The sequence below is a fragment of the Mesorhizobium sp. IMUNJ 23232 genome, assembly GCF_044326205.1.
Lineage (GTDB): Bacteria > Pseudomonadota > Alphaproteobacteria > Rhizobiales > Rhizobiaceae > Kumtagia.
Genome location: NZ_JBIRCY010000023.1, coordinates 77460 through 100673, shown reverse-complemented (window position 1 = coordinate 100673; position 23214 = coordinate 77460). Strand labels below are relative to the sequence as shown.

Below are 23214 nucleotides of genomic sequence, written 5' to 3'. Positions count from 1 at the left end.
GCCTCGCTGTTGCGGGCAAATACATCGCGCCGGCGGCTGCCCACCGTTTTATTTGGCACTCAAGCTTAATGTAGGTGAATTATCGCACAACATGGGAGAGCCGACAAGTCTCCGTTATCGAGCCGAAAATCTCGGAGAAATGGAGACTGTTCGAGACTGCGCCTGACGTTTCGCCATTGCTCGGCTCCTTTTGCGGCAGCTACGAAGTGGGTGTAATCTAGCACCGTTGAATTATGGCGGTCCGGCACATGCGTTCGAACGTAACCCAGTCTGCCCTGCGAGCCATCCTATTCGCGGACGCTGAAGGCTATTCGAGGCATATGCACTCCCACGAGCAGGCAACGCTGGATTTCATGCAGCGCTGCTTCGCCACTTTCCGCGACCTCGCTCCCATGCATGACGGCGAGATGCTGAAGACGACTGGCGATGGCGCACTGGTCGAGTTCACGTCGGCGACCGAGGCGGTTCTCTACGCACTTGCCGCTCAGGAGCAACTGAGGTCGCTCGCCGACGGCCAACCCAAAAACCATCAGATCCGGTTCCGGATTGGCATCCATCTTGGCGAAGTGAAGCACCGCGATGGCGACGTCTATGGCCACATCGTCAACGTTGCCTCGCGTCTGGAACACCTGGCTGAACCGGGTGGCATCTGTATTTCCCAGACCGTGTTCGAACAGGTCCGCCAAGCTGTGCCCGCGGCTTACGGTAGCCTCGGTCCACGCAGCCTGAAAAATATTCCACAGCCCATTGTCGCTTACCGCGTCCACCGCAGCAATGTGCTTTCCGCCGAAGGGCAAGGGATAGCGCCGGGCGAGATCTCAATCTGCTTGATCGAAAGGCTCTCGTTGTCCGACGCCGAGGGCACCGATCTTGCGTTGAAATCCGTCAGGGCGCGGGCTTTGGTCGGTTATCTCATACTCGGCAACCAGCACAAGGAGGTGAGGGAGCGTGTGATCGGTCTCCTGTGGAGCAACCAGGACATCCATCTCGCTCAGCAAGAGTACCGTTCCGTGGTGCGGCAGATCCAGACCACATTCCAGAGAGCAGGGTCGGATGCCTTCCATTCGAATGCCAACGATGTGCGCATGACCCTGTCTGCGCTGCGGGTCGATCTTCTCACGATCAGCGACAGTCTGGATGAAGGGCTGGTGGCGCCTGAGCTGTTCGAAGGCCGGGTGTCTCCAGAACAGATCATGGCAGACCTCGACCGGACCGACCAGGTATTCGATGCCTGGCTCAGGGTCACTCGCCATCGCTGGCGCAACCGGCTGATCGAGCAACTGGAAACGTGTCTCGACCGCACCTTGGGAGACAGTCTGACCAGGAAACATGCCGCCATAGCGCTGCTTTCCATCGATTCCACGCATGAGCCTGCTGCGCGAATGCTCATGAAGGTCCATGGCGAGGAGGGCAAGACCGCAGCCGCTATCCGCGTTTACGAATCTCTGCGAGAGGTTTTGGCGAGGGATTTCGGCATCGAACCCTCGGCCGAAACCCAGAAAACGATCCAGCAGATACGCTCCGGCCAACCGGTGCCGCTCGACGAGGCCGGCAGCGAGGTAATCCAGGCATCCATGGCGTTTGAGGGGCGACTTCCGGTGATCGTGGTCCGTCCCTTCGTCGCGGCTGACGAGAAAGACGGCAAGGACCATTTGCTCGAGGGCTTTCGCGCCGAAGTGATCTTCTGCCTGATCAAGTTCCGCGACTGGGTGATCGTCGAAGAGCACGACGGGCAGCGGCTGCCCGACGCAAGTTCCAACGTCAAGATAGACTACCGCCTCGAGACCCGCATGCAGTCGTCCACTTCGGGGGAGACCGTGCGGTTCACTCTTGTCGACTGCTCCAACGATCGTGTTGTCTGGAGCGAACGGTTCCCCCTCGAGCTGCAGGAGTGGGGGACAGCTCCCAGCGGAATTGCGCGCAAGACCGCAGCCGTGCTTGACATCTATCTATCCGCCGAACGCGTGGGTGGCCGTACCGGCACGCGGGACGGGTCGCTGGCGAGCTATGATAACTGGCTGCGCGGGGAAAACCTGCTTACCCTCTGGCAGCCGGAAGCCGAGATCGAGGCCGAGCGTCTTTTCAAGTCGGTTATCGAGCAGATGCCGCGCTTTGCTCCAGCCTATTCAAGCCTCGCCAGTATCTACAACGTCCGTCACATCATCGTTGCCGGTTTCCATCGTGACCCCGCGCTCGAGGCTGAAGCGCTCAAGCTGGCGCAGAAGGCGGTGCAGATCGACCCGCTGGAAACCCGCGCGCACTTGACCCTGGCGTGGTCATATCTGATGGCGGAAAGATTTGAGCAGGCGGACATCCACTACGAATTAGCCTTCGATCTCAATCCCAACAATCCGAAGACGCTGCTTTCCTGCGCACACGGATTCGCCTTCACCGGACAAACGGAGAGGGCAAGCGAACTGGCACGCCTGGCGCTCGGCCTGACCCCGTTTGTCACACCTTTCCAATGGGAATACCTCACCGGAATCAGATTTATCGTTGGCGATTACCCGGGTGCCGTCGAGGCGGCAAACTTGGGTGCCGGAAGTATGCACGACACACATGTATGGAAAGCGGCCGCGCTGGCGCTGATGGGAAATGCGGAAGAATCGCGCCGGGCGGCCGAGGGCTTCCTTGCTGGAGCGCGAGCGCAATGGGCGGGCAATCGTCCTGACGACCGTGCGATCGTCGATTGGATGTTGAGTGGTATCCCAATCAAGGAAAAGGAAGTTCGAAAACGGCTCGTCGACGGGTTGAGGCTGGCAGGCCTTCCGACAGGATAACAAATCTTCGCCGACATACGATTGGAATGGTGTCGTGCCAGCTTTGTCCGGTCCTGCATGGCCTGACGATGACCTGCGACGGAATTTTGATCCAGCGGCGAACGGGCCGGCCGTTTCTCTTGAGACAATTGTCGAAGACGTCCAAGCTGCGCCGGGAGACGCTTCCCGTCAGTTCTATCATCCTCTAGAGAGCGTCAGAAGCCTGAGTTGCCAGGCCGCGAGCGGGAGACAGAGCGATGCCGGAGACGGAAAATGCGGGGAGCTGGGTCGGGACCTCCGGCCCAAGGTTCGTCGAGCGCGCGGCGCATCGGCACTGGCTGCTTGGGCAAGCGCAGGCCTTGTTGAACTTCTTCAGCCGCAACCTGTTCAACCCGGCGGGCGGCTTCTTCCCGCTTGACGATTTTGGGCGTCCTCTGCCGCCCAAGTCCGGCCATGCGGGGGTGGAACGGCAGATCCACGATACCACGCGCATGGTGCATTGTTTTGCCATCGCCCACATGCTTGGCCTCCCCGGCGCCGACCGTATCATCGACCACGGCATGGCGTTCCTGTGGGAGCGCCATCGCGATCAACAGTCGGGCGGCTATTTCTGGGGCGTCGATGACGAGCGGCCGACCAACGCCAGCAAGCAAGCCTATGGTCACGGCTTCGTGCTGCTGGCCGCTTCGTCGGCCAAGGTCGTCGGGCATCCGGATGCGGACCGGCTCCTCGCCGATATCACCGAAGTCCTGCACACGCGCTTCTGGGACAAGAATGTTGGTGCGACGACCGAGGAATATGCCGCCGACTGGCAGCCGCTCGGCGACTATCGCGGTCAGAACTCCAACATGCATCTGACCGAAGCCACCATGGCCGCCTTTGAGGCGACCGGCGACCGGACCTATCTCGATATGGCGGAAAGCATTGCTTCGCTGATCATCGGCCGTCATGCGCGCGAACAGGGCTGGCGCGTCGCCGAACATTTCGACAGCAAGTGGCAGGTCGACCGGAACTACATCGGCGACCCGATGTTCCGGCCCTCGGGCACGACGCCCGGGCACGCGCTGGAGTGGAGCCGTTTGCTCGTCCAGCTCTGGGAACTCGGCGGCCGTAAGCATGGCTGGATGAAGGAGGCGGCGAAACAGCTCTTCCTCACCACCACGGCGATCGGTTGGGATCGCGGGACGGGCGGGTTTTATTACACGCTCGACTGGAACGACAGGCCGGACCAGTCCGACCGCTTCTGGTGGCCCTGCGCGGAAGGCATCGGCGCGGCAGCCGTGCTGGGGTCGGTGGACGAAGATCCAAGATTCGAGGAATGGTATCGCCGCATCTGGGGTTTTGTGACCGATCATTTCATCGATCACGAACGCGGCGGCTGGTATCCGGAGCTGAACAGCGAACTGAAGCCGATCAGCCGCGTCTTCGTTGGCAAGCCGGACCTCTACCACGCTTTCCAGGCCTGCCTGATCCCGCTCGTCCCGGCGAACGGCAGCGTCACGCGCGGCCTGCGCGGGAATGGATCAGTGACTTTGCTTGGCGGACGCTAAGGTCAGCGCTTCGCCGAGCCACTCCCGCAATGCTTCGGCATTGACCTTTTTCTTCGTCGTATCCACGGTCAGCACCGGACCGAAGCGCATCGGTTCGGCGCGCCCGGCGAGCGCGATCAGTTCCGGGACGTAGTCGGCGCCGGGGTGGCCGGGCAGGCGCTTGCCGACGCGGGCGCCATAACGCGCGCCGATCAGCTCTGGAGGCGCAGCGCACCAGATTTCGGCAAGGGCGTCGATCCCGGATTGGGCGATCAGTTCGGCCAGCAGTTCGCGCGGCTGGAATCCGAACCAGGCATCCATGATGACGGTGGTGCCGGCGGGCGCCTCGGCGAGCACCGCGAACATCGCCTTCAGGCTTGCCCGGCCGAGCTTGCGGTTGAACGGCCTGTCGACCCCTTCGATCTCTTCGAGGAACGGGTTCTTCACCGTGTCGAGCGAGAGCAACGGCCAGCCGGTCGCTTCAGCCAGTTTTCGCGCGACCCGGCTCTTGCCGCTAGCCGGCACGCCGTTGACCATCACAAGCCGCTTGCCGGCCGGCGCCGCCGCCCGCAACGCCGCGATGCCGGCGCCGATCACGCCGGCATCATCGCCTAACGTCGCCGGAACGACATGGCTGCTGAACCACGACTTCGCCTCCGGTACCGCCGCAAGTGCGGCGCATGCGGCTTCCCCGAGACCGCCGCCGAGCACGACGATGTCGGGATCTAGAGTTGTCACCAGGTTGTCGATGGCGAGGCGCAGCGGCGCGGCCCACGCATGCAGGATTTTCACCGCGACCTCGTCGCCCTGCTCACGGCGCGCAAGCAGTTCCGCCGCCGTCGTGCCGGCTGGAAGCCCGGCCTCAAGGATGTGCCGGCCGAGCGCTGTGCCGGAACTCGTCGTCTCGACGCAGCCGCGCTTGCCGCAGGCGCAGGTCAGCCCGTTCGGATCAATGCCGATGTGGCCGAGCTGGCCCGCCGTCGCCCGCCCGCGCACGACGCGCCCGGCCTCGATCGCAGCGCCGCCGATGCCCGTGCCGATCGTGAGCATGACGACGTTTCGAAGACCCTTCGCCGCGCCGAACGCGGCTTCGGCCACCAGCGCCATGGTGCAGTCGTTGTCGACCGTCACCGGACGACCGAACCGCTCTTCGATCCGCTCAGCCAGCGCCACGCTGGAAAGATTGACGAAGCCTCCCGAGAAGACCTTTCGGCTGGCGAAATCGACCCGGCCGGGGACGCCTATGCCGATCGCGGAGACCGTCGGGCTGTCCAGTCCGGCGATCAGCTCCCCGATCCGTTCGAGCACGATTTTCGGATCGGGCGAACTCGCCGCCCTGGCGCGTTTCTGGATCATGCCGTCGTCCGAAACGAGCGCCGCGCGGAGATGCGTGCCGCCGATGTCGACGCCTATCGCGTTCCTGCCCATGGCGTCGCGGTCAGGCGACTTTCACGGCCGGCGCGCGATGCAGGGCGATCGCCGCCTGGATTTCGCGCAGGCGCGGCACGGCGATCGTCTCCAGCCTCTGCCTGGTGACGGCGCGGTCGAGCGAGATGCAGTCCTTCCACAGCGAGCGCCCGGCAATGACGCCGGAGGCGCCGTTCGCCATGGCGACGTCGACCTGGCCCACAAAAGTCTCGTGGTTGACGCCGGCCGACAGCACCGCCCACGGCACGTCACCGGCCATCTCCGTCACCGCCGCGCAGGACTCGGCGGAGCCGGGATAGGGGATTTTCAGCACCTTCGCGCCATGGTCGAGGCAGATCTTCGAGCCGCCCTGGATCAGTTCCGGTATCTTCGCCGCATAGGCCTCGGGGCTTTCGCCTTCCAGCGCGTAGGTCAGGAACTCGACCACCAGCAGCAGGTCTTCCCTAGCGAAGTCGGCGACGACCCGGTCGAGGATGTCGATATTGTGGGTATTGGCCGCCGGCGTGTCGGAGCGCAGATAAATCATGATCTTGCCGCCGGTGCCGCCAAGCTCGCGCACCCGCCGCGCCGTGATGCCGTCGACCAGCTTCGACAGTCTGTAACCCTCCGGTGAAGTGTCCCAGCCCGAGGCGTCGATGCCGATCAGGAGCGCCGTGCCGCGGTCGATCAGACCCTTGTCCACGAGGTTCGGCACCGCGCAGACCGGATCGACGAGCACGCAGGACGCCTTGCTCGCTAGATACCGGGTGATATCGGCCTTGACGTCGCCCAGCATATCGTTGCTGATCTTCGCCTGTTCGTCCTTGTCGCTGGTGAGCAAAGACCGCATGCTGCCGCGCTGATCGCAGGCAATCACCATCATGGCGCCGTCGCTGCCGCAAATCTGATGGTAGCCGCGCAGTTCTGCTGTGGTCATGCGTGCCATGGGCGTCTTCTTCCATCTATTATGTTCAAGCGGCAGCGATGCTTGGCATCGTTGCCGACGGATTGGTCCTTGCGGAGCGAGGTTCTTGGCGCTACGCTGTAACATATTGCTGAAAGGAATTGCAAGCTGCCTGCGCAACCCACATCGGACATAAACTCGCGCGCCACGCTGCATGCGGTCGCCAAGTTGCACTATGAGGGCGAGATGAGCCAGGTCGACATCGCCAAGCGTCTCGGCGTGTCGACCGCGACGATCTCGCGGCTGCTGCAGCGGGCGCGCGCCGAAGGTATCGTGCGCATCGAGATCCGCGACCTGGCCGCTCCCGATGCGCTGACCAGCGATCTGATCGGCAAGCTCGGGCTCAAGCGTGCTGCCGTGGTCGAGGCGCCAAGCGCCGGCATTCTCCCGGCGCTGGCGGAGCCATTGGGAGCGATGCTCGCTCAGGCCGGGCTGCTTGCAGGCTCTGTGTTGGCGATCGGCTGGGGCCGGGCGGTGCGCGCGGTGGTGGAGGCCGGCCTGCCGGCGATCCCCGGCGTTTTCGTCGTGCCGGCGACGGGCGGCATGCAGCAGCATCAGCCGCATTTCCAGGTCAACGAGTTCGTGCGGCTGGCGGCGGAGCATACCGGCGGCGTGCCGCACTTCGTCCACGCGCCCTATCTTCCCTCGTCGTCTTCGCGCGACGCCTTCCTCGCCGATCCCGTGATCGCGGACAGCACGGCCTTGTGGGATCGCATCGACGCGGCGGTTGTCGGCGTCGGACTGCCGCATGGCGCCAACACGCCCGACGCCAGCGCCGCCACGCCGAGCGAGCAGGCGCTGGTCGACGCGGCGGGCGACGTCATCCGCCACTATTTCGACGCCGCTGGCAGGCTGATCGACTGGGAGGGCGAGGGCCGCATGATCGCGGCGTCGCCCGAACAGCTTCGGCGCGCGCCGCTGGTGATCGGCGTCGCGGTCGGCGAGAACAAGGCCGAGGCGATCGTCGGCGCGGCCCGCGCCGGCCTGGTTTCGGCCGTCGTGACCGACACGCGCACGGCGGAAGCGATCCTCGATCGGGCATAGGTCACGCGCGTCAAATCTTTCTTCGCGGAAAAATTCAGATTTCCGCGCATAAATCTATTGACAGTCCGATGGCCGAGGCATGTTATTTGGAGGAGGCATGGGAGTGAGAACGAGGAGGGGATTTTACGCGAACGCCGGGATCGCGGAGGGCGGGAAGCAGCGCGAACGACGGCGGGCTTTTTCGGCTTGCGATTTCAAGCCGATCGCCATATGAAATTGCTTTCTGCAAAAAATTGCACTTGACGGCAGGCCAAGTCGAAACCAATCATGTCCACTGAGCGAACGGGTTCGACGCTCAGTGAAAATCGATCAGAACAGCTCATCAGGGAGGAAACCATGGAGCGTCGTTCAATTCTGAAGGCCACCGCGTTGGTGGGTGTCGCCGCTGCGATCGGGCTGGGAACAGTCTCGGCCAATGCGCAGGACAAGAAGTACACCATCGCCCTCATTCCGGGCCTGACCACCGATGCCTTCTACATCACCATGCGCAAGGGCGCCCAGGCCGCCGCCGATGCGCTCGGCGTCGAACTGGTGTTCCAGGGCGCGCCCGACTTCAACCCCGTCACCCAGGTTCCGGTGCTGGATGCAGTGATCGCCAAGAAGCCGTCGGCCATCCTGATCGCGCCGACCGATAAGACCCAGTTGGTCGAGCCGCTGCGCAAGGCGAATGACGCCGGCATTCCGGTCATCACCGTCGACACCTTCATCGGCACCGGCATGTACCAGACCGGCGCGGGCGACGCCGACTTCCCGCTCTCCTACATCGCTTCGGACAACGTGCTTGGCGGCAAGATGGCGGCCCGCGCGCTGGCCGCCGCGATCGGCGGCGAGGGCAAGGTCTACGTATCCAACGTCAAGCCGGGCATCTCGACCACCGACCAGCGCGAGGAAGGTTTCAAGGCCGCCATGGCCGCGGAATTCCCGAAGGTCACCGTGCTCGAGACGCAGTTCAACGACAACGACGCCAACAAGGCGGCGAGCCAGTTGCAGGCCGTGTTCGCCCGCAATTCCGATCTGAAGGGCGTGTTCGGCGCCAACCTGTTCTCGGCGCTCGGCGCCGGCAACGGCGTGCAGCAGGCCGGCCAGACCGGCACCATCCGGGTCGTCGCCTTCGACGCGCCGACCTCGATCGTCGACAACATCAACACCGGTCTCGTCGACGTGGCGATCGCCCAGCATCCGGCCGAGATCGGCTATTACGGCGTGGTTTCGGCCTTTGCACATCTGAGCGGCCAGTCCATCCCGGTCTCGATCGGCACGGGTTTCACGGTCATCGACAAGAGCAACGTCACCGACCCGAACGTCGCCAAATACGTCTATTCCGACTGAGCGTGAGCCGGCTCCCCGGCGTATCCGGGGAGCCGATTTTCTCCGCTTGACCAATTCTTGCGCGCCAGCCCTTGGGCTGGCGCCGACAAGGTGCAGCCATGACCGCAACAAAGGCCGACCCGTTGGTCGTTGACACGCATCCCAAGCCGCAGGCCGACCACGCCGATCGCGCCAAGACGCTGGTCCAGCGCATCGCCGATTTGCGCGCCTGGCTGTTCCTTGCCGGGCTGATCCTGGTCTTCGAGGCCTGGGCCCGCTTCGATTTCGGCGGCACCTTCATCCTCAATCCGTTCAACCTGCAGTCGATCGCCATCTTCGCGGTGGCGCCGCTGCTGCTGGCGACCGGGCAGACCTTCGTCATCATTTCCGGCGGCATCGACCTTTCGCTCGGCTTCATCATGGGCCTGGCGGCGGTAGTCGCCGCACACGTCATCAACGCGGTGACGCCTTCGCTCGGCATACCGTTCGCCGTGCTGCTCGGATTCCTGGTGGGCGTGCTTGTCGCCCTTGTGCCGGGCGTCATCAACGGCCTGCTGGTGTCGCGGCTGCGCGTGCCGCCCTTCATCGGCACGCTCGGCATGTTCGGCGTGGCGCGCGGCGTGGCCTTCCTGCTTGCCGGCGGCACGACGGTTCCGGTCAGCAACTCGTTCTTCGCGGTGATCGGCAACGGCCGCTTCCTCAGCATCCCCTACATTGTCATCATCACCGCGGTCTTCGTCCTGATCATGCACTACGTGCTCAGCCAGACGCGGTTCGGCCAGCACAACTACGCCATCGGCGCCAATGTCCAGGCGGCGCGGCGCGCCGGCATCGATATCAAGGCGCACCTGCTCAGGCTTTACATCCTGTCCGCCGGCTGCGCCGGTCTTGCGGGCGTGCTCTATTCGGCCCGCTTCAATGCGGGCGCGGCCCAGGCGGGCGAGCCGCTGCTGCTCGACTGCGTGGCGGCGGTGGTGATCGGCGGCGCCAGCCTGTTCGGCGGCTCGGGCACCATTCTGGGCACGGTCGCCGGCGCTTTCGTCATCGCGGTCATCCAGTACGGCCTGGTCTTCGTCAATGTAGAGCCGTTCTGGCAGTTCATCAGCGTCGGCGTCGTCATCATCATCTCGGTGCTGATCGATCAGGCGCAGCGTCGCTTCAGCGGAGGTCGGGTGGATGAATAACGCGGCCCAGCCCCTTCTTGAGATCAACGATCTCTCGAAACATTTCGGCGCGGTGCAGGCGCTGCGCGACTTCTCCATGGTCGTGCGTCCCGGCGAGGTCGTGGCGCTTGCCGGCGACAACGGCGCCGGCAAGACGACGCTGATCAAAGCGATCTCCGGCGTCTATCGGCCATCGTCGGGCGAGATCCGGCTCAAGGGCGAGCCGGTCAGCTTCTCGACGCCGCAGGAGGCGCGTGACCGGGGCATCGAAACGATCTACCAGGACCTCGCGCTCGCCGACAATCTGTCGATCGGCGCCAACATCTTCCTCGGCCGCGAGCCGATGAAGAAGGCTTTCGGCTTCCTGCCGGTGCTCGACCGCAAGAAGATGGCGGATGCGGCGCGCGACACCATGGCGCTGCTCGATTTCCACGTCTCGCGCATGGAGGCGCCGGTCAGCAACTTTTCCGGCGGTCAACGCCAGGCGGTGGCCATCGGCCGCGCCGTTTACTGGAACGCGCAGATCCTGATCATGGACGAACCGACCGCCGCGCTCGGGGTGCCGGAGCAGCGCAAGGTCATCTCGCTCATCCACCAACTCAAGGCGCAGGGGCGCGGGGTGATCTTCATCTCGCACAATCTGCAGGACATCTTTGCCGTGTCGGACCGCATCATCGTGCTTCGCCGCGGCGTGACCGCCGGCGAACGCAAGATTTCCGAGACGACGCATGACGAGGTGGTCAAGCTCATGGTCGGCGGCTGAGGGCGCTCGGAGACAACCTCTCACGCGGAAGAGCGCAGGACCAGATCGGCGTTGACCAGGATATGTTCACCGCGCGCGCGCGGCTCGTCGAAGGTCCGCGAATTGTCGATGCGCGAAAGCAGAAGGTTGATCGCCAGCCTCCCCATCTCGGCCGTGTTCTGCTGGACGGTGGTCAAGGGCGGCCAGATGTATTCGGACAGGGGCTGATTGTCGTGGCCTGCTACCCTGAGATCGCAATCCGGCGTGATGCCGACCTTCTTGCCGGCCTGGTTGATGGCGGCAAGCACGCCGAAGGCGACGCGGTCGTTGCCGCACAACACGATGCTGGTCGGAAAGCCGCCCTCGCGCAGGATGCGGTTGGCTTCGTCGAAGGCATAACGCTCGAAATCCCAGGTCGTCGAATGCTGGACCGGGATCACCACCGGCTCCAGTCCCCGCCGGCGCATGGTCGCGATATAACTTTCCCGCCGCCCTTGCGCGTTGGAATTGACCCAGGGCATGTCGAAATAGCAGGGCCGGTCGCCAAGCCGGGTAAGATAGTCGGTGATCAGCGCCATCGACTGCTCGTTGTTGGTGCCGACAAAGGCCTCCTCCTCGTCGAAGGGCGCGTCGATGAAGACCACCGGGATGTTCCGCGCCAGCGCCTTGACCTTGCTGCGGTGCGCGGCGTCCCCCCCGACCGGCACCATGATGACGCCCGCCGCATTGAGCGAGGTCAGCGTTTCCAGCGCCTCGGCTTCCAGCTCGGCCTTGCCGTCGGAGGAGAAGACAAAAGGCAGGTAGCCGCTCTCCGTGGCTTCCGTCTCGATGCGGCGGCGCAGGCCCATGTAGAAGGAATCGAGCGAGGTCGGGAAGATGACGCCGAGAATCTTCGAGCGGCGGCGATTGAGGTTGACGGCAAAAAGATTAGGGCGAAAGCCGGTCGCCTTCAGCCCCGCCTCGATCTTTTCACGCACTTTTGGACGAACCGACGCGGCGTCCTGAAAATACTTCGACACCGTCGGTCGCGACAGGCCGACGCTCTCGGCGAAGGCTTCCATCGTCCGGACCGGTTTTTCCTTCATCGGCTTGCCTCGCGCTCAGTCTTCGTAACGTGCAATCTTGCCGGCCGGCAAAAACCAATTCTAATATGAGTTAGCGCGCGAAAACCAGTATGTTTACATACCTCAACAACATTTGGAAGCGCCGGCAATGAGCGGGAAAGAATCCGGCCGCGGCGGGATCGGCTCGCTGGGCGAACTGCTGGTCGAGTTCGTCTGCACCGGGAAGGACGGCCACAACCGCCGCGCGGCGCCCTATGTCGGACCGTTCGCCTCCGGCGCCCCCGGCATCTTCATCGATCAGGCTGCGCGCGTCGGCGCCAGGGCGATCTTTTCAGGCGCGGTCGGCGACGACGCCTTCGGCGACGTGCTGCGCGCGCGGTTCGACGAAGCGGGCGTGTCGAACACGCTTATCAGGACTGTCCCGGGCGTTCCGACCGGTTCGGCCTTCGTCAGCTACAATACCGATGGCAGCCGAGACTTCGTCTTCAACATCGCACATTCGGCCGCCTCGCATTTTCCGGGGGATGCGGACGCGATCGAAACGCTGCGTGGCTTCGGGCTCGCCGCCTTTCACATCTCGGGTTCGACGCTGGGCGATCCGGCAATGGCGAAGGCGGCTCTCGGCATCTGCCGCGCGCTGCACGAAGCCGGCGTCGCCATCTCCTTCGATCCCAATATCCGTAAGGAACTGCTGACCGACCCGTCCTATATGGAAACCGTACGCGCACTGCTGGCGATCTCGACCTTCGTGCTGCCGAGCGCTGAAGATGCCGAGGTGCTGTTTCCGGGCGAGGATTTCGCCACGTTTTCAGGCCGCCTCCTCGGTGGCGGGGCCCGCTACGTGGTTCTCAAACGCGGCGAGAAGGGCTGCATCGGTGTGGAAAGGCAAGGCGCGGCCGAGGCCTTCGATGCGCATGAGGTCGAGGTCGTCGATCCCACCGGCGCCGGCGACTGTTTCTGCGCCACTTTCGTCGCGCTCGTCACGTCCGGAAATTTTTCCTTTAGCGAGGCGTTGCGGCGGGCCAATGCGGCCGGCGCGCTGGCCGTCGGCAGGATCGGCCCGATGGAAGGCAACAGCACGCTCGTCGAAATCGAGGCTTTCCTGGAGAGCCGGCCATGAATGTGCTCGGCGACATCGTCAGCGCCAACCGAGCCGGCGAACGGCGGGGCATCCCGTCCTTTTGCACCGCCCATCCCGAGACGTTGAGCGCCATCTTCGCCGCCTATCGCGACGACGACGCGCCGATTCTGATTGAGGCCACCTGCAACCAGGTCAACCAGTTCGGCGGGTACACCGGCATGAATCCGGCGCAGTTCCGGAGCTTTGTGAAGAATCTGGCGCAGCGGGAAGGCGTCGACCCGACGCGCCTGATCCTGGGCGGCGATCATCTCGGCCCGAACCCGTGGAAGGGCGAGCCGGGCGAAGTCGCTATGGCGAAGGCGCGCGACATGGTTGCGGCCTACGTCGCCGCGGGTTTTACGAAAATCCACCTCGACGCCTCTATAGCTTGTGCCGACGACGTTGCGCTCGACGATGCCACGATGGCCGCCCGGGCCGCCGAGCTTTGCGCGGTGGCGGAAGCGTCAGCCAAGACGGATCTCTGCTACGTTATCGGCACCGAGGTGCCGATTCCCGGTGGCGAAACCGAAGTTTTGCATACGCTCGGCGTGACCGCGCCGGAGGCCGCTGCCCGGACCCATGAGTTGCACCGCGAGGCCTTCGCCGCGCGCGGCCTGAGTGCTGCGTTCGAGCGTGTCGTCGGCATCGTTGTCCAGCCCGGCGTCGATTTCGGCAATGCCCAGGTCTTTGCCTTCGCGCCCGAAAAGGCCGAAACCCTGTCGCGGTCGGTCGAGGCGCTGCCGGGCCTCGTCTTCGAGGCGCATTCTACCGACTACCAGTCCGAGGGAGCGCTGTCCGACCTGGTTGCCGCGCATTTCGCCATCCTCAAGGTCGGGCCGGAACTCACCTTCGCCTTCCGCCAGGCGGTGACGGCGCTGGCGCATATCGAGGCCGCGCTGAACCTCGCCGAGCCTTCCCGCATCCTCGACGTTATCACAGCCGAGATGCGCGCCAACCCGCACGACTGGCGCGCTTACGTCGCCGCCGACGACCGCGAGGCCACCATGATGCTCTACGGCCTGTCGGACCGCGTCCGCTATTATTGGCCGCGCCCCGCCATCCAGGCGGCGCTGACGAAGCTTTACGAGAACATCGCAGCGGCTCGGCCCGAGCCGGGCTTGGTGGCGCAGTTCACCGGCCGTCTGGTCGAGGCACGGGGCGAACCCGCCGACCTGCCGCGCGACATCATCGAAACCATGGTCGGCGACGTCGTGCGCAAGTACCGCGCGGCGGCCGGGGATTGATCGAATGGAATTCCACAGGAGGTCGTCGTGCCAGTGAAACAGGATCGGCGTCTGCGCGTCGGCGTGCTGGGCTGCGGCCCGATCGCTCAGGCGGCGCATTTCGAAAGCTGCACCAAGGCGCGCAACGCCGACCTCTATGCGATCTGCGATGTTGCCGACGACCTGCGCAATCGCATGGCGGCGACGCACGCGCCGCAAAAGAGCTTTGCCGACTATGACGCCATGCTGGCCGATCCCAACCTCGAGGCGGTGATCATCGCCACTTCGGATGCGTTCCACGTTCCGGCGGCGATCCGGGCGCTGGAAGCCGGAAAGCACGTGCTGTGCGAAAAGCCCGTCGCCACCAGCGTCGAGGCCGTCGAGGACCTGAAGGCGGCGGTGGAGAAGAGCGGGCTCGTGCTTCAGGTCGGCCACATGAAGCGCTTCGACCCCGGCCTGCAGGCGGCGCGCGACTTCATCGACAACGGCATGGGCGCGATGGTGGCGCTAAAAGCCTGGTATTGCGACTCGACCCACCGCTATCCGATGACCGACGCGGTCCAGCCGCTGATGGTAACCAGCAAGGCGGCGAAAAGGCCTTCCGTCGACCCCAAGAGCAACCTCGATCGCTACTATATGCTCGCTCATGGCAGCCATCTTGTTGATACCGCGCGTTATTTCGGGGGTGACCTGGTCGCCGTCGCCGCCCGCCAAAGCCAAAGCGGCGGCATGCGCTGCTGGTTCATCGACGTGGAATTCTCGAACGGCGTGCTCGGCCATCTCGACCTGACGGTGGCAGTGCGCATGGACTGGCACGAGGGTTTTCAGATCTACGGCGAGAACGGCTCGATCCTCGGAAAGACTTTTAATCCCTGGTATTACAAGTCGAGCGAAGTGGACATTTTTCACGAATCCGAAGGCGGGTCGCGCCGCGTGCTCGGCGCCGACGGCCATTTCTACCGCCGCCAGCTCGAAGGTTTCGCCGACGTCATCCTCGACGGCGCGCCGATGCGTGGGGCCGACATCGACGATGGCGTCGCCTCGGTGCGCGCGATGGTGGCGATCGCCGAGTCGGTGCGCAGCGACAGGCCGGTTCGCCTCGACGAAGTGTCGGGAGAGGTCTGATGCGCCTCGGCATTTTTGCCAAGACGTTTGCTGGCACCGATCCGCACACCGTTCTGGCGCAGGTGAAGGCGGCCGGCTTCGCCACGGCGCAATACAACATGGCCTGTTCCGGCCTGCCGCCCATGCCGGATGAAATTCCGCCGGAGGTTGCCGCCGCGGTTGCCGATGCCGTGGAACAGAACGGCGTCTCGCTCTGCGCCGTTTCCGGCACATACAACATGGCTCACCCCGATCCGGCAGTGCGTGCCGACGGGCTGCGCCGGCTGGAGGTGATCGCCGCCGCCTGCGCCGCGATGGGCACCAGCCTCGTCACGTTGTGCACGGGCACGCGCGATCCCGACGACCAGTGGCGCGGCCACCCCGACAACGGTTCGCCCGAAGCCTGGCGCGACATGCGTACCGAGATGGAGAAGGCGATAGCGATAGCCGAACGGCATGGGCTGCGGTTGGGCATCGAGCCGGAGCTCGCCAACATCGTCTCTACCGCCACAAAAGCCCGCCGGCTGCTGGACGAGATGGGAAGCCCGGTCCTCGCCATCGTGCTCGATCCGGCTAATCTCTTCGAGCAAGCGGAGCTGTCCGACCAGCGCCGCATCGTCGCCGAAGCGATCGACCTGCTGGCCGACCGCATCGGCATGGGCCACGCCAAGGACCGCGCGGCGTCGGGCGCGTTTGCAGCGGCGGGACAGGGCGTGCTCGACTATCCCCATTATCTCGGCTGTATGCGCGCCATCGGCTTCACCGGCGATCTGGTGACCCATGGCCTCGCCGCGCATGAGGCGCCGGGCGTGGCGGCCTTTCTGGGCGGCCTGCTGCGATGAGGTTCGACCGGCTGCGGCGCTTCGACTTTGTCCGCGACGGGCTGGCGCTCGCCGCCTATGATTCCGGCGGAGATGGCCAACCGGTCGTGTTCCAGCACGGTCTCTGCGGAGACGCGCGGCAGACGGCGGAAGCCTTTCCCGATGATGCCGTCTTCCGGCTGATCACGCTGGAATGCCGCGGCCATGGCGCTTCGCAGGTCGGGGACGTGTTCTCCATCGCCACCTTTGTCGAAGACGTTGCCGCCCTGATCGACCATCTCGGCCTGCCGCCCGTCGTCATCGGCGGCATTTCGATGGGTGCGGCGATCGCCAGCCGCATCGCCGTCCGCCGCCCCGAACTGGTGCGCGGACTGGTGCTTGCGCGGCCCGCCTGGGTGGTGGAAGCGGCGCCCGCCAACATGCGGCCGAACCTGGAGGTCGGCGAGCTGCTGGTGAGATTGTCGCCGAACGAAGCGCGCGCGGCGTTCGAGGCGAGCCCCACGCACGCCCTGCTTGCCCGCGAAGCGCCGGATAATCTGGCCTCGCTGCTCGGTTTCTTCGAGCGCCAGCCTTTCGTCGCCACATCGGCGCTGCTGACCACGATTTCCCCCGACGGACCGGGAATCGCCGAGGCCGACCTGGCAAATCTGTCGGTGCCGACGCTCGTGTTGGCAACCGGGCAGGATTTCATTCATCCGCTTGGCCACGCCGAACTGCTGGCGCAGCTCATCCCGGGCGCGGTCCTGAAAACCCTGACGCCCAAAGGCGTCGACAAACCGGCCTATCTCGCCGATTTCCAAGCGGCGCTACTCGCTTTCCTCAAGGATTTTTGACCATGCCAAGCCCAAACTGGCTCGCCGACCTGTCGCGCAATCGCCTGCTTGCCGAATTCTCCATGTGGTCGGCTGACCTGATCCATCTCGCCGCCGACCTGAAGCGCATCGAGAGCCATGCCGACGTGCTCCATATCGACGTGGCCGACGGGCATTTCGCGCCAGCGCTGTTGTTCTTTCCCGATCTCGTTGCCCGCATGCGCAAGGCGTCGACCTTGCCGATCCATGTCCATCTGATGGTTGCCGACGCCATTCTCCTCGACCAGGCCGAGCAGTTCGCCGAGGCGGGAGCCGATCTGATCAGTGTCCATGCCGAGAACGAAAACGCCGGCGAGGCACTGGCGCGCATCAAGGGGCATGGGCTTGCCTCCGGAGTGGTGCTGCGTGTCGAGACGCCGGTCGCCGCTGCCCGGCCGTTTCTCGGTCGCGTCGATTTCCTGACCTTGCTCGGCACGGCGATTGGCGTGAAAGGGCAGGGGCTCGATCCCACAGCCACCGATCGCCTGCGGGAGGCCGGCCGATACATAGCGGAGGCCGGCAAGCGGATCGTTCTCGCAGCCGACGGCGGCATCCGCGAAAACACCGTGCCGCTGCTGCGCGGCGCGGGGGCGGAGACCGTCGTCATGGGCTCGCTGGCTTTCGGCGCCGAGGATCTCGCGGCTCGTATGCGCTGGCTGCATGCGCTGTGACCGGCACCTCGAGCGCGGTGCGGGCTCGATGAGAAATTCTTTACGCGGGGGAATTTTATTATTGACGAGCTGAAGGATCGGCCGTAGCGTTCGGGTAACGAAGAATGCGTTTGGCATCGTCAGGGAGGAGATGGGTCATGGGACAGGATTTATCCGGCAAGATTGTGCTCGTCACCGGCGCGAGTTCCGGCATCGGTCGGGCGATGGCGAAGACGCTGGCGACCGAAGGCGTGAAACTGGCCCTCGTCGGGCGCTCAGCCGAGCGCCTCGACGCGGTTGCCGCAGAGATCGGCGGGGATGCTTTGGTTTTGGCCGCCGACCTGACCAAGACCGGAGAGGTCGAGCGGGTGGTCAAGGAGACGCTTGCCCGCTTCGGCCGGATCGACATTCTTCTGCCCAATGCGGGCCTCTATATTCCCGGCGATGTCGCCGACGGCAATCCCAATGCCTGGGACGAACTCTTGTCGGTCAACGTCAACAGCGTTTTCCGGCTGGTCCATGCCGTGCTGCCGGGCATGATCGAGCGCAAGGCCGGCCACATCCTCGTCACCTCGTCGATTTCCGGTCACCAGGCGCTGCACTGGGAGCCGGTCTATTCGGCCTCAAAACACGCCATCCAGTCCTTCGTGCATGGCCTGCGCCGTCAGGTTGCCCCGCACAACATCCGCGTCGGCGCCATCGCGCCCGGCGTCGTGCTCAACGAATTGTGGGGTTACACCGATCCGGCGGCGATCGAGGCAAAGGTGGAAAGCCGCGAGGGACTGCGTTCGGAAGACGTCGCCGACGCCGTCCTCTACATGCTGACGCGGCCGGCCAACGTCACCATCCGCGATCTGGTCATTCTGCCGCAGAACCAGGATATCTAAAACTTTGGAGCCGTTCGACTACGTCATCGTCGGGGCCGGGCCGGCGGGCTGCGTGCTCGCCAACCGGCTGACCGAGGACCCCACCGTCCGTGTCGTGCTGGTCGAGGCGGGACCGGACCGCAACGCGCGCAAGGCCATCGTTCGCATTCCGCTTGCCATGGTCACCTTCATGGCGCCGGCGCTGGCCTTTCTCGGCGGGCCGAAATTCATGTCGTGGTTCGAGACCGAACCGGAACCGGGTTTGCAGGGCCGCTCCATCGCCCTGCCGCGCGGCAGAGGTTCTGGCGGCAGCAGCAACGTCAACGGCCAGATCTTCATCCGCGGCCAGCGTGAGGATTTCGACGGGTGGCGCGACGGCGGCTGCTCCGGCTGGGGTTATGACGACCTGTTGCCTTATTTTCGCAAGCTGGAGCGTTTCGAGCTGCTGGCGGAGCCACGCTCCGGCGATCATATCCGCTTCGGCAAGCGCCCGCTTTCCGAACAGATCGACCCGGCCTTCCATGGCATCGACGGCCCGCTGAACATCGCGCCGCTGCGCAGCGTAAACCCGATGGCGCACGCCTATCTCGAGGCGGCGCAACGCGCCGGTTACGAACTCAACCCGGATTTCAACGGCGCCCGGCAGAATGGCGTCGGCCTCTACACGTTCACGCAGAGGAACGGGCAGCGGGTGACTGCTGAAGGCGCCTATCTCGATCCTGTCCGACACAGGCCAAATCTTACGGTGATCGCGGACACGCAGGTCACCAAAATTCTGTTCGACGGCCGGACGGCGACTGGGATCGCGTGGAAACGCGGCGGCGAAACCGGCACGATCGCCGCGCGGGAAACCATCCTTGCGGCCGGCGCCTTCGTTTCTCCGCAACTGCTGATGCTGTCGGGCGTCGGCAAGGCGCGCGAGCTTGCAAAACACGGCATTCCGCTGGTGCGGGATCTGCCCGGCGTCGGCGAGAATCTCCAAGACCATCTCGACGTCACGCTGGAATACCGCGCCAAGTCGACCGCGCCCTACGGCATCTCCTGGAGGGCGCTGCCACGCAACGTCCTGCACGTGCTCGACTGGATTTTCCGCAAGCGCGGGCTGTTTTCCTCCACGACGGGCGAGGGCGGCGGCTTCATCTCCACCGATCCGAAAAGCGAGCGGCCCGACATCCAGCTCTTCTTCTGCGCCGGACGTGCCAACACGCAGGCCGCGTCGGGATTCACGGGCCACGGGTTCCTCATGCATATCTGCGAGCTCAGGCCCGGCAGCATCGGGCGCGTCGCGCTGAAAAGCGCCGACCCGGACGAGAAGCCGTCGATCCTCTACAATTTCTTTCGCGGCGAAAGCCGCATGGATACGCTGCGCGCCGGCATCCGGCTGGCGCGGAAAATCATGGCGCAAAAACCCTTCGAGCCGCATCTCGACGCCGAGATCGATCCCGGCCCCGAGGCCGCGAGCGACGGGGCGCTCGATGCCTTCATCCGCCAGAGTGTCGGCACGCTGTTCCACCCGGTCGGCACCTGCGCGATGGGGCAGGGGCCGGAGGCGGTGGTGGACCCGCAAACGTTGCGGGTGCACGGCGTCGGGGGCCTACGCGTGGTCGATGCCTCGATCATGCCCGCGATCGTCTCGGCCAACACCGTTGCCGCCACCTACTGCCTCGCCGAAAAGGGCGCCGACCTGATCAAGCGAGGATAGGTCTGCTGCCGGGCGAGTTTGCCGGAGCTTGTACGCAATAGCCTTCAGGCCCGCCCGCTTCCCGCCCCGCCGGACGCGCCCTCAGTGCGGCGCGGCACCCGTGTCCTTGCCGCGCCATTCCATCTCCAGGTACATTTCGGTCCTGTCGATCACCTCGAAGCCGAGCCGGAGATAGAGCCGCATCGAGGGATCGTTGTCCGAGGCGACCTTGAGACGCACCGGGATGCCGCCTCGAGCGGCCTCGTCCATCAGCTTCGCCATGAGGCTGGTGCCGATGCCGCGTCCACGCAGGTCTGGCACGATCGCCTGATCGATGATGTGGATGAAGCCGCCAGGACGATTCACGACGATGCGGCCGATCGGCGCGCCATCGAGTTCGATGATGTCGAAGCGCGCGCCCGGGAACTGGGCGCGATAGCTCACGGTCTGTGCCTGGAACTGCTGGCGCATGAGAAGCCGCAGCATGTTCGGCTCGAAGCCGGCCATCTGCCACTCCGGTGGCCGCGAAGTGCAGAACAGGTCCAACCGGAAATCCTCATCGTCGTCGCGCTCGGGCCTCAGCCGAAGCCGGCCCAGGGGAGAGGCGACGTCGATCACTTGGTCCATGCAAAGAATTCTCCGAAAGCACGGCAGCCCCGGGCAGGGGGACGTTTACAACCCGCGGCTGGTCCGATCATATTGTGTCGATCAGCCAGTCTGTTGAAGAACCGGACCATGACAGAACCACTATCGCCCGCAGATGTCACCGCCGACCATTTCCGGCCCCACATCGACAAGGATTTTCGCATCCCCGGCTGGCCGCATCCGATGGCTTTGACCGCGGTCGAAACCGGCGGCGGGAAAAGCTGGCACGCGGGCGAGGAGCGGCGGGAACCGTTCACTCTGATCTTCCGCGGGCCTCCGGGAAAGGTTATGCGCGAAGGCTTCTACACGCTGCAGCTCGACGGCGGCCCGTGGTTCAACCTCTACATCATGCCCATTATGACCGTCGGAAACGACCGGCAGGACTATCAGGCTCTCTTCAACTGAGCGTTCAGTTGCGCGAGGGGTAAACCCCGACCAGCGCGATCATGTAGTTGAGCACCGTGTAGGGTTGCATGTTGTCGTGCGGCTGGCTGCCGCCGGCGGGCACGATCGTCTGCTGCGCAAGAGTCACGGTCGGCGTACCGTTGCCATACATATTGGCCGTGAAGGCGGCACCTGTCGGCGGCGTGCCGATCGACTGGCCGAGCGAGCTGCTGCTCGTGGCAGTGTTAGAGTTCTCGCCGGCCGCCACTGTGTTGTTGCCTGAGGCCGTATGGGGGTGCAGCGGCAACTCGCTGACCAGTAGCGTGTGCGCGGACTCCCCGGCGCTCTGTCCGGGAACATAGGTTCCCCCGCCAGGCATCGTGCCGGAATGCACCGGGGCGCGGCCGCGCAGGTCGGGAAGCTGGAAAGTGGTGACGCCGTTGCCGCCAAAAGTGACGCCGAGCAGCGAGAACAGCGCCTGGTTCTGGGCGATCGCCAGGATCTGTCCATTGCACAGGGCCCAGCCCTTCGCGGCGAAATTCCACGACACAATCTTCAATTCACCGATGTAGGGCTCGCCCATCTCCGTCTCCTCTGTCGCCCGTGGACCGCTGCCTGTCGGCCTATCCGCGGGGCGGGAAAATACCTGCTAGCGCTATACAGAAGGTGAGCCCCAGATAGGGCATCATGTTGTTGTGTGGTTGGCTGCCGCCTGTTGGACGCAGGACGTTCGGCGACATCGGCACGTTAGGCTGTCCCGGACTGTAGATGCGGATCTGAGTGATGCCGCTGATCGCGTTGCCGACTTGCGCCCTGGCAAGCTGGTTGCCATTCGAGGTCTGGGCTGTGCCAACGGTGGTTGTCACGGCAAGGCCATGATTGTGCGCCGGAAGCTCCTGCAGCAGCAGCGTCACGTTTTCGTAGCCGCCCACCTCCCCGACAACATATGGCGACAGGCCGGGACTCTGGCCAGCCGCGATCGGCACCCGCCCGCGGAAGTCGGGAAGCCCGAAGGTCGTCTGGCCGTTGCCGCCGTAATACGTGCCGAGCAGCGAGAACAGCGCCGTGTTCTGCGCGATGGCCAGTATTTGCCCATCGCACGTCGCCCAGCCGCGGGGCGGGAAGTTGAAGCCCATGATGCGAATTTCGCCGAGATAGGGTTCGGACATGGAAACTGCTCCGCGTGTATTGCCGGCAGGTGTCGTATGCTGAAATCAGCCTTGGCTCGGATAGAGGCCTTGCAGCGCGATGATGAATGTGACCGCCAGAAAGGGCTGCATGTTCTGGTGAGGCTGGCCGCCGCCGGTGAAGCTGATGGTGTTGGCGTTGATGACCACCGGGTTGGAGCCGTCGTAGGGAATGTATCCGAGCACGTTGAGGCCGGCTGGCCCCTGGTCGGCCATGATCGTATTCGCGGGGCTGCTTACGTTGCCCGGCGCGCCGGTCGACGTGAATGGATGGCTGTGCGCGGCCATCTGGTTCCAGGTGACCGTCACAGTCTCGGATCCGGCCATCTGCCCCTGGACCATTCCGTTGCCGTTGTGCAACGGCACCCGGCCGCCGAGCTGGGGCAGGGCGAAGGTCTGCACGCCGTCGCCACCATAGGTCGTGCCGATCAAATTGTACAAGGCATCATACTGAGAGATCGCCAGCACCTGGCCGGCGCATAGCGCCCAACCCAGCGGCGCGTAGTTGCCGCCAAACATGCGAATCTCACCGAGATAGGCTTCACTCATGGCGCCACCCTCTTATCTCAGCCATCAGTTGATTGAGCCTACCGCACTCTTTGCTTGGCATCAACAGGTCAATCGCGGAAAATTCAGATGTTCTAGGGATGGATTTTCCTTCTGCCCGTAGATATTCAATACGCTCGCGTAGGATCAAGAGAG

The 23214-nt window shown here is 64.5% G+C and carries 22 protein-coding genes; 15 read left to right on the top strand and 7 right to left on the bottom strand.

The window, feature by feature from the left end; translation table 11 throughout:
* Nucleotides 1–248: 248 nt before the first annotated feature.
* Both ACH196_RS18055 and ACH196_RS18050 read left to right on the top strand, forming a co-directional pair.
* A complete protein-coding gene (locus ACH196_RS18055) occupies nt 249–2780 on the top strand; it encodes an adenylate/guanylate cyclase domain-containing protein (RefSeq protein WP_396648301.1) in 2532 nt (843 codons plus the stop codon).
* Between the two features lie 236 nt (nt 2781–3016).
* Complete coding sequence (locus ACH196_RS18050) at nt 3017–4309, top strand: AGE family epimerase/isomerase (RefSeq protein ID WP_396648300.1); 1293 nt, start codon at nt 3017–3019, stop codon at nt 4307–4309.
* Here ACH196_RS18050 and ACH196_RS18045 read toward each other — a convergent pair.
* Together ACH196_RS18045 and ACH196_RS18040 are read right to left on the bottom strand one after the other, a co-directional pair.
* A complete protein-coding gene (locus tag ACH196_RS18045) occupies nt 4283–5716 on the bottom strand; it encodes an ROK family protein (protein ID WP_396648299.1) in 1434 nt (477 codons plus the stop codon). The two genes, ACH196_RS18050 and ACH196_RS18045, sit on opposite strands and share 27 nt — an antisense overlap.
* Before the next feature lie 10 nt (nt 5717–5726).
* Entirely contained in the window at nt 5727–6641 is a 915-nt protein-coding gene (locus ACH196_RS18040; RefSeq protein WP_396648298.1) for a tagatose-bisphosphate aldolase, read from the bottom strand.
* Nucleotides 6642–6791: 150 nt separating this feature from the next.
* Between ACH196_RS18040 and ACH196_RS18035 the strand changes: the two genes are divergently transcribed.
* The 4 genes from ACH196_RS18035 (at nt 6792) to ACH196_RS18020 (ending at nt 10937) form a co-directional block, all read left to right on the top strand.
* On the top strand, nt 6792–7703 hold the full coding sequence (locus ACH196_RS18035; RefSeq protein WP_396648314.1) for a sugar-binding transcriptional regulator: 912 nt from the start codon (nt 6792–6794) through the stop codon (nt 7701–7703).
* A gap of 336 nt (nt 7704–8039) precedes the next feature.
* Nucleotides 8040–9032, top strand: coding sequence for an ABC transporter substrate-binding protein (locus tag ACH196_RS18030; protein ID WP_396648297.1), 993 nt, complete (start codon nt 8040–8042; stop codon nt 9030–9032).
* Nucleotides 9033–9130: 98 nt separating this feature from the next.
* On the top strand, nt 9131–10195 hold the full coding sequence (locus tag ACH196_RS18025; RefSeq protein ID WP_396648296.1) for a ribose ABC transporter: 1065 nt from the start codon (nt 9131–9133) through the stop codon (nt 10193–10195).
* The gene (locus ACH196_RS18020) at nt 10188–10937 is read left to right on the top strand and encodes an ATP-binding cassette domain-containing protein (protein WP_396648295.1); all 750 of its coding nucleotides are present in this window, start codon (nt 10188–10190) and stop codon (nt 10935–10937) included. Before ACH196_RS18025 ends, ACH196_RS18020 begins: the two co-directional genes overlap by 8 nt.
* Nucleotides 10938–10957: 20 nt before the next feature.
* Here ACH196_RS18020 and ACH196_RS18015 read toward each other — a convergent pair whose 3' ends face one another.
* On the bottom strand, nt 10958–11977 hold the full coding sequence (locus ACH196_RS18015; protein WP_396648313.1) for a LacI family DNA-binding transcriptional regulator: 1020 nt from the start codon (nt 11975–11977) through the stop codon (nt 10958–10960).
* 151 nt (nt 11978–12128) lie between these two features.
* Between ACH196_RS18015 and ACH196_RS18010 the strand changes: the two genes are divergently transcribed.
* The 8 genes from ACH196_RS18010 (at nt 12129) to ACH196_RS17975 (ending at nt 20317) form a co-directional block, all read left to right on the top strand.
* A complete protein-coding gene (locus ACH196_RS18010) occupies nt 12129–13100 on the top strand; it encodes a sugar kinase (RefSeq protein WP_396648294.1) in 972 nt (323 codons plus the stop codon).
* On the top strand, nt 13097–14344 hold the full coding sequence (locus tag ACH196_RS18005; RefSeq protein ID WP_396648293.1) for a class II D-tagatose-bisphosphate aldolase non-catalytic subunit: 1248 nt from the start codon (nt 13097–13099) through the stop codon (nt 14342–14344). The genes ACH196_RS18010 and ACH196_RS18005 overlap by 4 nt, the downstream gene beginning before the upstream one ends.
* A 27-nt stretch (nt 14345–14371) precedes the next feature.
* The gene (locus ACH196_RS18000; RefSeq protein WP_396648292.1) at nt 14372–15448 is read left to right on the top strand and encodes a Gfo/Idh/MocA family protein; all 1077 of its coding nucleotides are present in this window, start codon (nt 14372–14374) and stop codon (nt 15446–15448) included.
* Nucleotides 15448–16269, top strand: coding sequence for a sugar phosphate isomerase/epimerase family protein (locus ACH196_RS17995; protein WP_396648291.1), 822 nt, complete (start codon nt 15448–15450; stop codon nt 16267–16269). Before ACH196_RS18000 ends, ACH196_RS17995 begins: the two co-directional genes overlap by 1 nt.
* Complete coding sequence (locus ACH196_RS17990) at nt 16266–17081, top strand: alpha/beta fold hydrolase (protein WP_396648290.1); 816 nt, start codon at nt 16266–16268, stop codon at nt 17079–17081. Before ACH196_RS17995 ends, ACH196_RS17990 begins: the two co-directional genes overlap by 4 nt.
* Nucleotides 17078–17770, top strand: coding sequence for a ribulose-phosphate 3-epimerase (locus ACH196_RS17985; RefSeq protein WP_396648289.1), 693 nt, complete (start codon nt 17078–17080; stop codon nt 17768–17770). Before ACH196_RS17990 ends, ACH196_RS17985 begins: the two co-directional genes overlap by 4 nt.
* 137 nt (nt 17771–17907) lie before the next feature.
* The gene (locus tag ACH196_RS17980) at nt 17908–18636 is read left to right on the top strand and encodes an SDR family oxidoreductase (protein ID WP_396648288.1); all 729 of its coding nucleotides are present in this window, start codon (nt 17908–17910) and stop codon (nt 18634–18636) included.
* A gap of 4 nt (nt 18637–18640) precedes the next feature.
* A complete protein-coding gene (locus tag ACH196_RS17975; protein ID WP_396648287.1) occupies nt 18641–20317 on the top strand; it encodes a GMC family oxidoreductase in 1677 nt (558 codons plus the stop codon).
* 81 nt (nt 20318–20398) lie between these two features.
* On the opposite strand, the gene ACH196_RS17970 is transcribed toward ACH196_RS17975, so the two are convergent.
* Entirely contained in the window at nt 20399–20923 is a 525-nt protein-coding gene (locus ACH196_RS17970; protein WP_396648286.1) for a GNAT family N-acetyltransferase, read from the bottom strand.
* Nucleotides 20924–21031: 108 nt separating this feature from the next.
* Here ACH196_RS17970 and ACH196_RS17965 point away from each other — a divergent pair, with 108 nt between their 5' ends.
* The gene (locus tag ACH196_RS17965; protein ID WP_396648285.1) at nt 21032–21346 is read left to right on the top strand and encodes a DUF6916 family protein; all 315 of its coding nucleotides are present in this window, start codon (nt 21032–21034) and stop codon (nt 21344–21346) included.
* Nucleotides 21347–21350: 4 nt separating this feature from the next.
* Here ACH196_RS17965 and ACH196_RS17960 read toward each other — a convergent pair whose 3' ends face one another.
* From ACH196_RS17960 to ACH196_RS17950, 3 genes are read right to left on the bottom strand one after another with little or no spacing between them, the layout of a single operon-like run.
* Nucleotides 21351–21908 (bottom strand): phage tail protein, encoded by a 558-nt coding sequence (locus ACH196_RS17960; protein ID WP_396648284.1) that lies wholly within the window; start codon nt 21906–21908, stop codon nt 21351–21353.
* A gap of 40 nt (nt 21909–21948) precedes the next feature.
* Nucleotides 21949–22494 carry a phage tail protein gene (locus ACH196_RS17955; protein ID WP_396648283.1) on the bottom strand — a complete coding sequence of 182 codons (546 nt, stop codon included), beginning with the start codon at nt 22492–22494 and terminating at the stop codon, nt 21949–21951.
* Nucleotides 22495–22539: 45 nt separating this feature from the next.
* The gene (locus ACH196_RS17950; protein WP_396648282.1) at nt 22540–23061 is read right to left on the bottom strand and encodes a phage tail protein; all 522 of its coding nucleotides are present in this window, start codon (nt 23059–23061) and stop codon (nt 22540–22542) included.
* Nucleotides 23062–23214: the final 153 nt, after the last annotated feature.

Bases quoted from the DNA above. Each gene is read 5' to 3' on its own strand.
- ACH196_RS17955 (WP_396648283.1), bottom strand. From the start codon at position 22,494: ATGTCCGAACCCTATCTCGGCGAAATTCGCATCATGGGCTTCAACTTC.
- ACH196_RS18025 (WP_396648296.1), top strand. From the start codon at position 9,131: ATGACCGCAACAAAGGCCGACCCGTTGGTCGTTGACACGCATCCCAAG.
- ACH196_RS17960 (WP_396648284.1), bottom strand. From the start codon at position 21,908: ATGGGCGAGCCCTACATCGGTGAATTGAAGATTGTGTCGTGGAATTTC.
- ACH196_RS18030 (WP_396648297.1), top strand. From the start codon at position 8,040: ATGGAGCGTCGTTCAATTCTGAAGGCCACCGCGTTGGTGGGTGTCGCC.
- ACH196_RS18040 (WP_396648298.1), bottom strand. From the start codon at position 6,641: ATGGCACGCATGACCACAGCAGAACTGCGCGGCTACCATCAGATTTGC.
- ACH196_RS18010 (WP_396648294.1), top strand. From the start codon at position 12,129: ATGAGCGGGAAAGAATCCGGCCGCGGCGGGATCGGCTCGCTGGGCGAA.
- ACH196_RS17965 (WP_396648285.1), top strand. From the start codon at position 21,032: ATGACAGAACCACTATCGCCCGCAGATGTCACCGCCGACCATTTCCGG.
- ACH196_RS17990 (WP_396648290.1), top strand. From the start codon at position 16,266: ATGAGGTTCGACCGGCTGCGGCGCTTCGACTTTGTCCGCGACGGGCTG.
- ACH196_RS17995 (WP_396648291.1), top strand. From the start codon at position 15,448: ATGCGCCTCGGCATTTTTGCCAAGACGTTTGCTGGCACCGATCCGCAC.
- ACH196_RS18050 (WP_396648300.1), top strand. From the start codon at position 3,017: ATGCCGGAGACGGAAAATGCGGGGAGCTGGGTCGGGACCTCCGGCCCA.
- ACH196_RS18015 (WP_396648313.1), bottom strand. From the start codon at position 11,977: ATGGAAGCCTTCGCCGAGAGCGTCGGCCTGTCGCGACCGACGGTGTCG.
- ACH196_RS18020 (WP_396648295.1), top strand. From the start codon at position 10,188: ATGAATAACGCGGCCCAGCCCCTTCTTGAGATCAACGATCTCTCGAAA.
- ACH196_RS18005 (WP_396648293.1), top strand. From the start codon at position 13,097: ATGAATGTGCTCGGCGACATCGTCAGCGCCAACCGAGCCGGCGAACGG.
- ACH196_RS17980 (WP_396648288.1), top strand. From the start codon at position 17,908: ATGGGACAGGATTTATCCGGCAAGATTGTGCTCGTCACCGGCGCGAGT.
- ACH196_RS17950 (WP_396648282.1), bottom strand. From the start codon at position 23,061: ATGAGTGAAGCCTATCTCGGTGAGATTCGCATGTTTGGCGGCAACTAC.
- ACH196_RS18045 (WP_396648299.1), bottom strand. From the start codon at position 5,716: ATGGGCAGGAACGCGATAGGCGTCGACATCGGCGGCACGCATCTCCGC.
- ACH196_RS17970 (WP_396648286.1), bottom strand. From the start codon at position 20,923: ATGGACCAAGTGATCGACGTCGCCTCTCCCCTGGGCCGGCTTCGGCTG.
- ACH196_RS18055 (WP_396648301.1), top strand. From the start codon at position 249: ATGCGTTCGAACGTAACCCAGTCTGCCCTGCGAGCCATCCTATTCGCG.